Consider the following 13,076-nt stretch of genomic DNA (forward strand, 5'->3'; position numbering starts at 1 on the left):
GGAGATATATATGACGCTAGTCTTTATTGCCTTTGTTATTTTCTTGCTATTTGGTATGCCCATGGCCTTTGCAATCGGTATTTCTGGAGCATTGTTCTTTCTGCAGCATCCCAACCTTCCAGCTACCATTCTCGTTCAGTTGCCGGTTACCCAGACACAGAACTTTGCCCTCTTGGCTGTACCGCTTTTCATCTTTGCCGGGAATCTTCTCAACAGTGGAGGGACGACCCAAAGGCTTGCCAAGTTTGCCGGACTCCTTACCGGTCACATGCGCGGAGGTTTCGCGCAAACAAGTGTAGTGCTCAGTACCCTTATGGGCGGTGTTTCAGGCTCTGCTATTGCCGATGCTGCCATGGAAGCACGCCTGTTAGGCGATGATATGAAGAAAGCCGGCTATTCGAAGGGCTTTATTGCAAACAACATTGCTTTCACGGGTCTTATCACCGCCACCATCCCTCCGGGGAATGCCCTGATTATCTTTGGAACTACCAGCAACGTCTCCATCGGGAAGCTTTTTGCAGGAGGCCTGATTGTGGGTGGCTTCATGATGATGGTCATGATGCTCGCCACCTGGGGCATCTCAAGAATGCGGAACTATCAACCAGCCCGATCAACACGAGCAAGCGCCAAGGAAATTGTTGTCTCCTTGAAAGAATGTATCTGGGCACTCATATTCCCCATTATGTTGTTGGTAGGCATCAGGATGGGTCTTTTCACCCCTTCAGAAGTAGGCGCCTTTGCCTGTATCTATGCACTCTTGGTTGGTGCATTCATCTATAAGGAATTGAATGTAAAGACCTTCTTTGAGGCTTTGGAGAATACCGTCAAGGATGTCGGGGCGGTAATGTTCATCATTGCGCTATCGGCTATCTTCGGGTATGGAGTACCCATCGAAAAAGTACCTCAAGTAGTTTCCCAATTCATGGTTGGCATTTCAACCAATCCGAATATCATTCTCCTTCTTCTCGTGCTCATTCTCACCTTGGTTGGAATGTTCATGGAAGGAGCAGCAACCATTCTGATCCTCACCCCGGTATTCATGCCGCTGATTCTTCAGATGGGAATAGACCCGGTCCATTTCGGTCTCATCGTATGTACGGTTGTCACCATGGGCAACTGCACGCCTCCTGTGGGGCTTTCCATGTTCACCGTAAACTCCATCATCGGCTGTTCGCTGAATGAATATACCAAGGAAATGATTCCATGGTTGGTTACCTTTCTGCTTTCCATGATAGTGCTGGTATTCCTTCCCGGACCGTTCTTGTTCCTTCAGAACTTGCTTTTCTGAGGTTAATCCTCTTTCGTCTGATTTTTAATGTCACCTTTCTTTCAGAAGGCTGTGCCTTGTCTTCATAGGAGTAGAAATTGAAATTTTGTGTAGCTATAGGAACTGCGTTGGTTGAAACCACTCCGGTACCGCTCGGGGGGAATCTCATCGAGCAAATGAACATTGCTTCTTCAATAGGCTATGATGCCGTAGAATTACATATACCCATGCCAAATGTTTTGGATATTCCCGCATTGCTGAAAACAAAAAAAGAGCTGGGCCTCTCTATTGCAACCTTGGGAACAGGATCCATTTTTGGGAAATTTGGTTTTTCCTTGTTGGAAAAAGATGACTTGAAGCGGGAAATGCTGGTAGGCATGATCCATCAATTCATCGACTGTGCAGCACTATTGGAAAGCAAAGTCACCATTGGAAGCATCAAAGGGAATTGCTGCAACGGATGGGTACGGGAAGAAGCCCTACAGGTATTCGGGACTACCTTGCACAGTCTATCTGAATATGCAGGGGAAAAAGGAGTAAAGCTTCTTATTGAGGCTACCAATCGCTATGAGAATAATGTTTTGAACCGGGGTGATGAAGTAGTTGATATCATCAAAAAATACCAACTGGACCATGCTCAAGTACTCTTGGATTCTTTTCATAGCAATATCGAGGAACCCGATCTCAATACCTGCATCACCAAGATTGCTCCCTTTCTCGGCCATGTTCATGTTGCTGACAACACAAGAGGCTATCCAGGGTCGGGGAGTTTTCGCTTCGAAGCTTTTACCAAACAATTATGCGAGATTGGCTACGACGGAGTTGTATCGGTGGAATGTCTTCCCAAGCCAACCGGCTTGGAAGCAGCCAAACAAGCATATGCTTTCCTAGCAAACCATTTTGTTTGGTAGGATTGTTGGGGCATACATAGCTGTTTCTCTAGAGACTAAACATATTGGGAATGAGAGATGGAAGGAGGCGGGAGGAGTGCAATCCCACCTCCAACTACTTTATGCTTCTACCGGAATGAATGAGAAGGTAGTTACATCGAACAAACCCATGTCGGTCAGCTTTACTTCAGGAATGACTGCCAAGGACATGAAACAGAGCGTCATAATCGGCTCCACATCTTCTTTGACATGCAATTCCCGATACGCTACCTCATGGATTTCACTGAGCTTTTCATCCACCCACTCACCACGTTGGTCGCTCATGATCCCACCCACCGGCATCGGCATTGAAGCAATGACTTTCTGGTCCTTCACCAACACCATACCGCCGTTCTGGGAGATCAAGGACTCGACGGCAACAGCCATATCCTCATCAGTCACGCCCACAACGATGATGTTGTGAGAATCATGAGCGATGGAAATGGCTAGAGCCCCTTGTGTAATTCCATAGCCGCGCAGCAGAGCCACCGCTACATTGCCGGTTGCATGGTGTCGTTCCACCACTGCCACCTTGACTACATCCTGGGAGGGGTCATACTTGAAACAACCTTGCTCATCACGTGCCACACGAGCTTTTCCCTTTGCGGTTACCACCCCGCCAGGGAGAATATCGATGGTAGTGACGTAATCGGAGGAGAGCTTCAACCGCAGCTTCTGTAGGGAAAAATCCTTGACATGGAAGCTTCCCCTGACATTATCGATGCTGTGTCGCTTCACCTCAGGAAGATAGCAGCCCTTCTGGGCAACCAACCGACCTTCTATGAAAACCGATTCAGCCTTGAAATCCTTCAGGTCATCAAGCAGTACGATGTCCGCCCTCAAGCCCGGAGCTAGTGCCCCTCTATCGAACAGGCGAAAACACTCAGCAGCATTTAAACTGGCCATCTGGATGGCAACAATCGGGTCAATGCCTGCTTTAGTGAGCATGCGCATATGCTCATCCAAATGCCCCTTCTCAAGAATGGTCTTCGGCTGGCGGTCATCACTACAGAGCAGACAGCGTCTGCTGTTGTACTGGGTGATCCCCTTCATAAGATGAGACAACTCATGACAGGCCGACCCTTCCCGAAGCAGCACATACATGCCGACTGCGATACGGTCGTGCATCTCCTGTACACTGGAACATTCATGATCGGTATGGATCAACGTGGCGACATAGGCGTTCAAATCCTTGCCGAACACTCCTGGTGAGTGACCGTCAACCAGCTTTCCTACCTGCTTTGCAAGCATAAGCTTATCCAAAGCTCCATCCTGGGCATGTATGACTCCAGGAAAGTCCATGAACTCCCCCACCCCCAATATGCGTTCATCGGTAATGGGTTTGCTCATGGCAGCAGCATCTACGACCGCCCCTGCATGCTCAAACGGTGTTGCCGGTACACAGGAAGGAATCATAAAGCGTATATCCAAGGCAGTCTCGGAAGCAGCATCCAGCATATACTGAAGCCCCTTGAGGCCGCAAACGTTCACAATCTCATGAGGATCGGCAATGATGGTGGTTGTCCCATAGGGAACAACCAACCTTCCCATCTCCTCAGGAGTAACATACGAGGACTCAATGTGGATGTGGCTGTCGATGAAGCCAGGGGCGGCATAGCGCCCCTGGGCATCGATTTCCTTCAGTCCTTCATAGCAGCCAACACCGGCGATTATGCCGTCGGAGATTGCAATATCACCTTCGGTAATGGTACCGCTATACACATCCACAATCTTGCAATGCTTTATGACCAAGTCGGCAGGAAGCCTGCCGCTGGCCACGTCGATCAGTTTTTTCAATGTTTTCTTGTTCATCAAATCAACAATACCTCTTCTCCATATTCAATGAAAAGCTCATCGATGAGCGCTTGGTTCGCCCTTGCAATGAAACCGTCCTGGTCAAGCTCCTTAAGAGCTTTGATCACAACGCCTTTCACATCCCTGCGACCACGAACCATCACCGAGTCTCCCCATTTCTTAATCAAGGCATATCGGGCTGCTTCATCAACATAGATGGCCTTTTCTGTATCGTTGCTATCTTCATAAGCTCTCAAAATACGTACGCATTTGACATCCATACTACTTCCTCCTTAGACGTAGTCATACCGACGAGGCACATCCATGAACTTCTTCTGGCCAAGGTGGATGGCATAACAAATTACTGCAGCGAGCAGATAGCCCACTGCGTAGGGGAAGCTCATCGTAGCCACGCCAACGACCAGTGCAGGAGAGTGGATAAAGCCGAAGAACGACAGTACAGAAGCTACCAGAAAAGCAACAGCAGCCTTATCCAAGCGACGGTCGATAATGAAAGCCACCACCGTAGCCCAGAGAATACTGGTGATAATTGCCCCGCTATGCATGGCGACCACCCCTTTCCATACTACCCCGTAAGTGATCATGGTCTGGGCGATCTCATCCGAACTGTTCATTGTCAGGGTTTCCTCCAGATAAATGCCAAAGGCACCGAGGGCATCACGAACATAGGTATACAGTCCATCGGCGAGATGGGGGATGAGAGCAATGGCCAAAGCAGCCCCGTGACGGCGGGGAACGTCGGTATAGGCTTGGACCAGCATCAGCATTGCACACCACAGGAACGTGATCGAAGCAACCACTGCCGGCATGAGAGAGTTCATAAACCCATAGAGACCGAAAATTGAAGAAAGAGCATAGAGAATTGCAGAGATCCATGAGTAGGAAATGCCGGTCTCACTCTTCTTCAATCCTGCATGACCGAGCCATACAGTATTGGGGACGACGGAACCGAACAGCGCGGATACCATGGTGCAGGCTCCGTCGATAATCTGCGTCTGACCGACATTGTACTCATCACCGGCTGCAATGGCCGACTCAACGTTGTCCATCGTCTCGATGAAGTTATAGACCTCGATCGGAATAATGACGCTGAGGAAGGGAATGATGTACTTGAAGCCTTGGATTACAGCCCCGATGGAAAGTACAGGAAGAGAGACGCCCAGCGTGGAAGTATCGACCTGGACACGGCCCAAGAAGAGTGCCCACACAATACCGAATACGACAGAGATGAGGAGCATCGGAATCCGCTTCTTGAAGACATACCCTCCGATCAGGCCGATGATGGCAATGACAACGACCGGCATACCCAGAATTGGATCGTGATAGACTTCAAACAGACCTGCGGTAGCCATCCAGACCAGTCCGATACCCGCTACGGTGCCAAGCATGGCAACGCGGGGGATCAAGCGGCGAATGTAGGGACCGATGAAACCACCAAGCATCTCGATGAATCCACCGAGAAAGCAAGCAGCGGTGGCTGCCATCCAGCACATCTCAGGCGAAAGCCCTGAGTAATGCAACGGATAGATGACACCGTACAGATAGACGAACATGGCCGGGGTGGAAACGCCTGAAGGCAGGGCGGTTACATCATTGCGTCCTGTCTTCTTTGCAAGCCGATAGCCTTGCCAGGCATAGGCCAGACAGCCGAGCATCAAGCCAACCGCCAAACCCGGAATCACTCGACCATAGATAATGGTATCAGGCCAGCCAATGCCCTGCAGGGCGTAGGCGATAATAATGAAATTGATGATATTGCCAAAATACGAATAGACGACACCGCCGAGGTCTCCCGGCCGAAACAGTCCAGTATGTCCAAGAGTTCGTTCCATTTCTGTTTTCCTTATGTGTGCTCGATGAGTTCGAGGATTGGATCGAAAGTGGTCAACGCAACGCAATCGACCGGCCCAACATCAGTTATCGCATAATCGGGGATAGCCGTAATCGGCAGGAAGAACATGTACATCAAGGGTTCCGGCAGATCGCAGCCAAGCAGTCGTGCCGATGCATTGATACCATCTTCCCTTCGTGCTACTTCTTGTGGCTCAAGGTCACAGACGATGCCGCCGACCGGCAGGGGTAGGAAATCAAGAATCTTTCCATCCTTCACTACCACTTGGCCACCGCCTTCGGTAATCAGATGATTGACTGCAACAGCCATATCCTGGGCATTGGCGCCCAACACGATGATGTTGTTGTCGTCAGGAGCCGCTGAGGAGGCCATCGCTCCAGCTTTCAGTCCCCAGCCCGAGCAGAAGGCAAGGCTCTTATTGCCGTTGATGCCGAAACGCTCCAAGACTGAAACCATCAATACATCCTGTTTGGTGTCGCTGTGGACCACATGGTCGACTACATCCAGCGTTACATCACGGCGTTTACGAACAAACGGACCCTTGACCTCCATGGACAAGACCTTGGCCTTTCCGTTCGCCAACTGTACGCGATACTCAAAATCCTTTGCCACCGTAAGGTTGCATTTCAGGGCACTGCTAAGGAGGCTGCTCCTCTTGGGTGCCCTCAGGTCATAGGTGAGCTTTTTGTTGCGGGCCACTAGCTTTCCATTGGTGATTACAGTGTGCACCTTGAAGGTTGCCGGATCGTCCACCAAAAGAATGTCGGCGATTCTGCCCGGCGAGATGGAACCAACAAGATGGTCGATGCGATATGCCTCGGCACTGTTGATCGTCCCCATTTGGATCGCTGTCATAGGAGCTACGCCGGCTTTGATGGCTAGTCGGACCAAATGGTCGACATGGCCTTTCTCAACTACATCCTTCGCTGTTACATCATCGGTGCAGAAACTCACCCGTCTGGCGAGAGCTGGGTTCACTTGCGTTACCGCTCTGATGTTCTCGGCAAGGAAATGGGTCACCGAAGACTCGCGAATGACCATGTGCATACCCTTGCGCAGCTTTTCAACCACTTCTTGGTGGTCATAGCTCTCATGGTCGAGTCTTACTCCCCCGCACAAGTATCCATTGAGGTCGTTGCCGCGTGCCATGGGTGCACATCCAAAAATCGGAAGTCGGTTTTTATATGCAAGCGAGAGGGCACCCAAGGTATCCTCGTCCAACTCCTGCACCGCTTCCCTCACCGTTTCCCACACACCGAAGCACTCAGGCCACTGTTGTACCTGCTCATGAATCTCAGGGTTGAAATTGCAAGAGATTGTTGAGGTTGGAAATGTGTAGGGTGTCTTGTAGGGGGCTCCCCAGAAGACTTTCAACGGGCTTTGCTTAATCTCGGCAAACACCTCTTTCAGGCCTTCCAGTCCTGAGACGGAGATATACTCGTCAAGACCGGAGACCATGCTGGTGGTTCCTGAGGGGACAATTGCTTTTGCAAAGCTGGTGATGCTGAGTTTGCTGCATTCGCTGTGGATATGACCGTCTATGAGGCCGGGGACCAAATAGGAACCCGATGCATCGATAACCTGGGTCTTTGGACCCCGGTACGCTGATACATCTCCTACAGCAACAATCATGTCTTGGAAAATGGCTACATCCGCCGGGTAGATTTCACTAGTCATGACATTGACCAGGTTCCCGTTCAGGATGACTGTATCGGCAGGAGTCAATGCGCGCCCTGCGCGTATGAGCTGCCTCAAATTCTCAATCGTTCGTTCCATCGTGAATCCTCCAATCAATCAAAATTCAGATACTCCGGCCTTTTTGGCAAACCAGGCTTCCCGTCCTGCAGTGGGTATCCAGACGAATGGTGTAAGGTTGAAGGTATTGCTACAAATCAGGCTTCCCGTCCTGCTCCAACTCTTTCGGAATTTTGTGGATTGGTACGTACAAGGCGGCACACAGCCACGAACCAGGCCTCCCTCGCTGCTTGTAAGTTGTATATTGGATGTGAGAAACAGCGGCTTCATATCAACGATACGGACCAGGCTTCCCGCCCTGCATCTCCGCTGCCACGGAATTATATGATTATTCTTTGAACAGGTTTAACGATTTGTAAAGAAAAAGTATTCAATTTTTAGATAATGGGAAGTTTTTTGCTCCACCAAAGACATACAAAATAGACAATCAGTACAGATTGCCCTACCTTTGACTAAGCGATGCACCTTCTTGGAAAGATTAAACCCACCCCTCTTGTTCCAAGAGTTCATCCAGATGATCCAACAACCGGGTTATCGCCTTCAGTTGGTCGGCATGGCCAATGCTCTGGGTGAGCTCTTTGATATCCTCATCGAACAGGGGGGGGATGAGTGTACAGGTTGTATGCACCCAGGCTTCTTGACGTTTTTCACCGGGATGAGTCTGATTGTTCAAGGCAAAGAGAATATCAAAATAACTCTCAAGCAAGGCAGCAGTACGATGAATCAGACTTACCTGATCACCTCGTGTCATTGCATGCTCGATCTGTTCATAAAAAGAAGCGGTAAGCTTGCTTCTAAGCAATGGATAATTGTGATTGATGATTGCTTTCTGCAAAGCTTGGGGATAATCAGATTCAAGCAGTTGCTTCAGTGCAGTAAACCTTCCGCTTTCGTCATACAATACCGTTGATGTCTTGATGTTGTGCACAAAGGCTGTGGAATACCCTACCCGAGGCTGATGACCCACCCAGACGCGCTTGATCTCATCTTCGACCCAATCAAGATTGCGGTACATGAGATCAACAAAGGTCCCGTCCTTCAGCTGCATCTCATCACCGGGGCCGAAATAGTCATTCGCCAATTCAGCCTTGGATGCAAAAGTATCTGCCAATTCTTGGCGGAAGGCCATTGGTATCGGTTCTTTGCTGTACACATAGAGGTCGTAATCCGACAGCTCATCAGAACCGAGACCGGTTCTGGAACCTGCAAGAGCAAGAGCTTGGAGAGCAGGGTGTGCAGACAGAGCTGCAATAAAAGATTCAATCATAGGCCTATGGTGCCATAGAATATCAGAAGAGAGAAGCTTTACCTTCAGAATCCAGACATCCTTCAGGCATCCAATGACGCTAAGGTAGGGCTTCAACTGCCTTGGCGATATCCACACCATACCGATAGGTAGGTTCCTTTGTCTTTTCAGATTCCATCTTTACCAAGTCCAAGGCATAGAATAACTGGACATTGAGAATTCCACTATTGTGTTGTGATTCGGCCTTTGCTTCAACAAGACTGGTGCCAAGCAAGCTTCCTGCCTTTGGGAGGGGGAGTCGCCACGTAGGGGTAAAGATGATAAACTTGGAGAAGCAACCGATGGAAAGAGTGTATGTTTTCTTACGATTCTCACCCAAGTTTTTTCTTGTATTTGTTGCAGATTGTTGTATTATTGACCTACAGATAAGAAAGGTCTCCCTTTCTGGCTACGTACGCTTGTTACCAAGACTTTGGTGATTGTTCAATTCCAGGAAGAGTAGACATACGTTGGTTCCTTATTGGAAGGAGGACTTCATGGATATAATCGGAACTTCCCTGAAACGAGTCGATGCGTTCGACAAAGTGACAGGTAAAGCGAAATACACGGACGATTTGGTTTCAGATCATGCCCTCATTGCAAAAGTACTGCATAGCACCATTGCAAACGGCTGGGTCAAGGAGTTTGATCTCAGCGAAGCGTGGAAGGTCAACGGTGTTGTGGATATTGTTACCTGCTTCGATGTACCCAACATCCAGTTCCCCACCGCAGGCCACCCTTGGTCGACTGATCCGAAGCATCAGGACATTGCAGACCGAAAGTTGCTCAATGCAAGGGTTCGCTGTTATGCCGATGACATCGCTGCCGTCATTGCTGAGGATGAAATTGCTGCCGAAGAGGCAGTGAGAAAAATCAAGGTCACGTATGAGGAATTCACCCCCATTCTTACCGTCGAAGACGCTATGAAGGAAGGGGCGATAACCCTCCATGACGAGCGGCCGAACAATATTGTTGTAAAGTCAACCTACGAAATTGGCAAGTTCGAGGAAGCAATCAAGGAAGAAGGACTGATCAAGGTAGTCGGAGACTATGAAACTCCGGTAGTAAGCCACTGCCATATTGAGAGTGCAAACTCCTTTGCCTACATGGAGAGTGACAAGATTGTCGTGGTCAGCTCCACCCAAATCCCCCACATTGTCAGGCGTATTTGTTCACAGGCCCTTGGCCTTGGCTTCGGCAAAATCAGGATTATCAAGCCGTACATCGGCGGTGGGTTTGGAAACAAGCAGGATGCTTTGACCGAACCGTTGAATGCGTACCTCACCACCCGAGTCGGGGGAAGGCCTGTTAAGCTTGCCTACACCCGCGAGGAAACCTTCGCCTGTACCCGTACCCGTCATGCCATGCAATTCCATATTGAAAGCTATATCCGCAAGGACGGCAGTTTCGCCGCCCGCTCAATCAAGGCTTACTCCAACCAGGGTGCCTATGCATCCCATGCACATGCCCTCGTAGCCAATGCAGTAAACGGTTTTAGGATGATGTATCCGGTAGGAGCCATTAAAAGTGAAGCCTACACAGTCTACACCAACCTGCCCACTGCAGGAGCCATGCGTGCATACGGTATTCCCCAGATCGGGTTTGCCTTGGAAGCCCACGTCGACGACATTGCCAGGCAGACCGGTCTCGATCCGCTTGTAATGCGTAAGCTGAACATGATGAAGCTTGGGTATGTCGACCCGCTTACCACCATCACCTGTCACTCCACCGGTTTGGAGGAGTGCATCGACCGAGGTGAAAAGTACCTCGATTATTCCAAGAAACGGGTTGCCTATGCCCACCAGACAGGTCCGATCAGGAAGGGTGTGGGTATGGCAATTTTCTGTTACAAGACAGGTGTCTACCCCATCAGCTTGGAGACTTCCGCCTGCCGCATGATTCTCAACCAGGACGGTTCGCTGCAGATGCAGATCGGAGCTACCGAAATTGGACAGGGGGCCGACACCGTTTTTGCCATGATGGCAGCCCAGACCATCGGAGTGACGATGGATAAGGTGCATGTGATCAGCAAGCAGGACACCGATGTCACCCCGTATGACACCGGAGCTTATGCCTCCAGGCAAACCTACGTATCGGGTATGGCAGTCAAAAAGACCGCTGAATCCTTCAGGAAAAAAATTCTTGAATTCGCCGGTTTCATGCTGAAGAAGGATAGCTGGGATTTGGATATCAAGGACAACAACATCGTGCATGTCAATAAGAACGAGAAATTGCTCAGCGTCGCCGATGTCGCCATTGAGTCCTGCTACAGCTTGACCAATTCCACCCACATTGCTGCCGAGGAATCACACCACTGTACGGACAACACCTACTCCTTCGGGGTCTGCTTTACCGAAGTCGAGGTGGACATTCCGATGTGCCAGGTCAAGATCCTGGACATCATCAACGTCCACGATTCCGGCAAAATCATCAATGGACAGACCGCACGCGGACAGGTCCATGGCGGTATGAGCATGGGCTTGGGGTACGGGCTGTATGAACACCTGAAGTTCGACCCGAAAACCGGTCAGATGCTCAACGACAACCTTTTGGACTATAAGCTGATGACAGCCATCGATACGCCCGAACTCCATGCGGACTTTGTACAGACCGATGACCCCACCGGGCCTTATGGGAACAAGTCATTGGGAGAACCCCCGACGATTCCTGTCGCGCCTGCAATTCGTAATGCGGTGCTTAATGCAACCGGAGTTGCCATCAATGCCATTCCCCTGCACCCACAGCGGATGTTCGACGCATTCATCGAAGCGGCCCTGATTAAATAAGGAAACAGTGTATGTATAACTTCAACAACCTTTATGAACCAACCTCAGTCGAAGAAGCCCTGCGTATGAAAAAGGAGCATCCCCAAGCCTTGCTCCTCGCTGGGGGAAGCGACATCCTGATTAAAATTCGGGAAGGCAAGCTTGCCGGTTGCGACCTGATCAACATCTATTGCCTGGAAGAATTGAGAGGAATCTGCCTTGAGGACGATGGCTCGATTCTCATCCGACCCCTTACCAGTTTCACCGACGTGTCGATGCACCCGGTTATCAGGAAGTACGTTCCCGTCCTCGGGGAAGCCGTTGACCAAATCGGCGGCCCGCAGGTACGAAACATCGGCACCATCGGAGGCAATATCTGCAACGGTGTTACCAGTGCCGACAGTGCCACTACGCTGAAAGCGTACGATGCAACCTTGGAAATTACGAGCCTGGACGGGATTCGCCTTCTTCCCTATGCCGAATTCAACCTCGGACCCGGAAAGGTCGATCTCAGAGAGGGTGAAATGTTGACTGGCATTCGTATTGCCAAGCAAAGCTACGAAAACACGTACGGTCAGTACATCAAGTATGCAATGCGCAAGGCCATGGATATCGCAACACTGGGCTGTTCGGTCAATGTACGACTTTCCAACGACAAGAAACACATCGATCGACTTCGTATCGCCTTCGGTGTTGCCGCCCCGACTCCCCTTCGTTCCACAACTGCAGAAGCAAATGCCCAAGGGCATGGTTTGAATGAGCAATTGCTTGAAGCAGTGGCACAAGGAGCTTTGGCCGATGTAAAGCCCAGAACCAGCTGGCGCGCATCGAAGGAATTCCGCTTGCAGCTGGTCAAGGAAATGGCACGAAGAGCAACCAAGACTGCGGTTGAGAAAGCAGGAGGCACCATCAATGGCTAACAAAGACGTACACTGTATCGTGAACGGAAAAGAGAGAGTATTCAGTGTGGATGTTCGATCATCCCTTTCAGATATGCTCAGGGGTAATGCCGGCTTGGACAGCATCAAGCATGGCTGTGACGTAGGCGAATGTGGTGCGTGCACCGTACTCATCGACGGAAAACCGTTCAACACCTGTATTTATATGGCTATCTGGGCTGAGGGAAAAACCATTCTCACCCTTGAAGGGCTCAGTGACACCAAGGGTACCATCAGTGACATCCAGCAGGCGTTCATCGATGAGGGAGCTGTCCAGTGCGGTTTCTGCACCCCGGGTTTCATCATGGCCTCCATTCCCATCATTGAAAAGGATGAGCCTTCCACCCGAGAGGAGATCCGAAGGCAAATTTCAGGCAACCTCTGCCGATGCACCGGCTATGAACACATTGTCGATGCAATTGAAAAGACGCAGAAGAAGCGGATCGAGCAGAAAAAGGGCTGAGTTGAGG

At 50.2% G+C, this 13,076-nt stretch carries 11 protein-coding genes; 5 read left to right on the plus strand and 6 right to left on the minus strand.

Annotated elements, in window-relative coordinates; all coding sequences use genetic code 11:
- Positions 1 to 10 precede the first annotated feature (10 nt).
- Positions 11 to 1,288, plus strand: a complete 1,278-nt coding sequence (locus SPIBUDDY_RS12925) for a TRAP transporter large permease (protein ID WP_013608214.1) — start codon at positions 11 to 13, stop codon at positions 1,286 to 1,288.
- Between the two features lie 77 nt (positions 1,289 to 1,365).
- Entirely contained in the window at positions 1,366 to 2,178 is an 813-nt protein-coding gene (locus SPIBUDDY_RS15860) for a sugar phosphate isomerase/epimerase family protein (RefSeq protein ID WP_013608215.1), read from the plus strand.
- A 99-nt stretch (positions 2,179 to 2,277) separates the two neighbouring features.
- On the opposite strand, the gene ade is transcribed toward SPIBUDDY_RS15860, so the two are convergent.
- The 6 genes from ade to SPIBUDDY_RS12965 all read right to left on the minus strand — a co-directional run bounded on the left by ade (position 2,278) and on the right by SPIBUDDY_RS12965 (position 9,243).
- Complete coding sequence (gene ade / locus SPIBUDDY_RS12935; RefSeq protein ID WP_013608216.1) at positions 2,278 to 4,008, minus strand: adenine deaminase; 1,731 nt, start codon at positions 4,006 to 4,008, stop codon at positions 2,278 to 2,280.
- Positions 4,008 to 4,271, minus strand: a complete 264-nt coding sequence (locus SPIBUDDY_RS12940) for a hypothetical protein (RefSeq protein ID WP_013608217.1) — start codon at positions 4,269 to 4,271, stop codon at positions 4,008 to 4,010. The genes ade and SPIBUDDY_RS12940 overlap by 1 nt, the downstream gene beginning before the upstream one ends.
- A 12-nt stretch (positions 4,272 to 4,283) precedes the next feature.
- Positions 4,284 to 5,843, minus strand: a complete 1,560-nt coding sequence (locus SPIBUDDY_RS12945) for a SulP family inorganic anion transporter (RefSeq protein ID WP_013608218.1) — start codon at positions 5,841 to 5,843, stop codon at positions 4,284 to 4,286.
- Between the two features lie 11 nt (positions 5,844 to 5,854).
- Positions 5,855 to 7,639, minus strand: coding sequence for an adenine deaminase (locus SPIBUDDY_RS12950; protein ID WP_013608219.1), 1,785 nt, complete (start codon positions 7,637 to 7,639; stop codon positions 5,855 to 5,857).
- Between the two features lie 457 nt (positions 7,640 to 8,096).
- Positions 8,097 to 8,885, minus strand: coding sequence for a DUF4037 domain-containing protein (locus SPIBUDDY_RS12960; RefSeq protein ID WP_172634205.1), 789 nt, complete (start codon positions 8,883 to 8,885; stop codon positions 8,097 to 8,099).
- A 79-nt stretch (positions 8,886 to 8,964) separates the two neighbouring features.
- Positions 8,965 to 9,243: a hypothetical protein gene (locus tag SPIBUDDY_RS12965; RefSeq protein ID WP_041380797.1), complete on the minus strand. Its 279-nt coding sequence runs from the start codon at positions 9,241 to 9,243 to the stop codon at positions 8,965 to 8,967.
- A gap of 157 nt (positions 9,244 to 9,400) precedes the next feature.
- Between SPIBUDDY_RS12965 and xdhA the strand changes: the two genes are divergently transcribed.
- From xdhA to xdhC, 3 genes are read left to right on the plus strand one after another with little or no spacing between them, the layout of a single operon-like run.
- Positions 9,401 to 11,689, plus strand: a complete 2,289-nt coding sequence (gene xdhA, locus SPIBUDDY_RS12970; RefSeq protein WP_013608221.1) for a xanthine dehydrogenase subunit XdhA — start codon at positions 9,401 to 9,403, stop codon at positions 11,687 to 11,689.
- Between the two features lie 11 nt (positions 11,690 to 11,700).
- Complete coding sequence (gene xdhB, locus SPIBUDDY_RS12975; RefSeq protein WP_013608222.1) at positions 11,701 to 12,588, plus strand: xanthine dehydrogenase subunit XdhB; 888 nt, start codon at positions 11,701 to 11,703, stop codon at positions 12,586 to 12,588.
- Positions 12,581 to 13,069, plus strand: a complete 489-nt coding sequence (gene xdhC / locus SPIBUDDY_RS12980) for a xanthine dehydrogenase subunit XdhC (RefSeq protein WP_013608223.1) — start codon at positions 12,581 to 12,583, stop codon at positions 13,067 to 13,069. The genes xdhB and xdhC overlap by 8 nt, the downstream gene beginning before the upstream one ends.
- Positions 13,070 to 13,076 lie beyond the last annotated feature (7 nt).

This window comes from Sphaerochaeta globosa str. Buddy (assembly GCF_000190435.1).
Taxonomy (GTDB): domain Bacteria; phylum Spirochaetota; class Spirochaetia; order Sphaerochaetales; family Sphaerochaetaceae; genus Sphaerochaeta; species Sphaerochaeta globosa.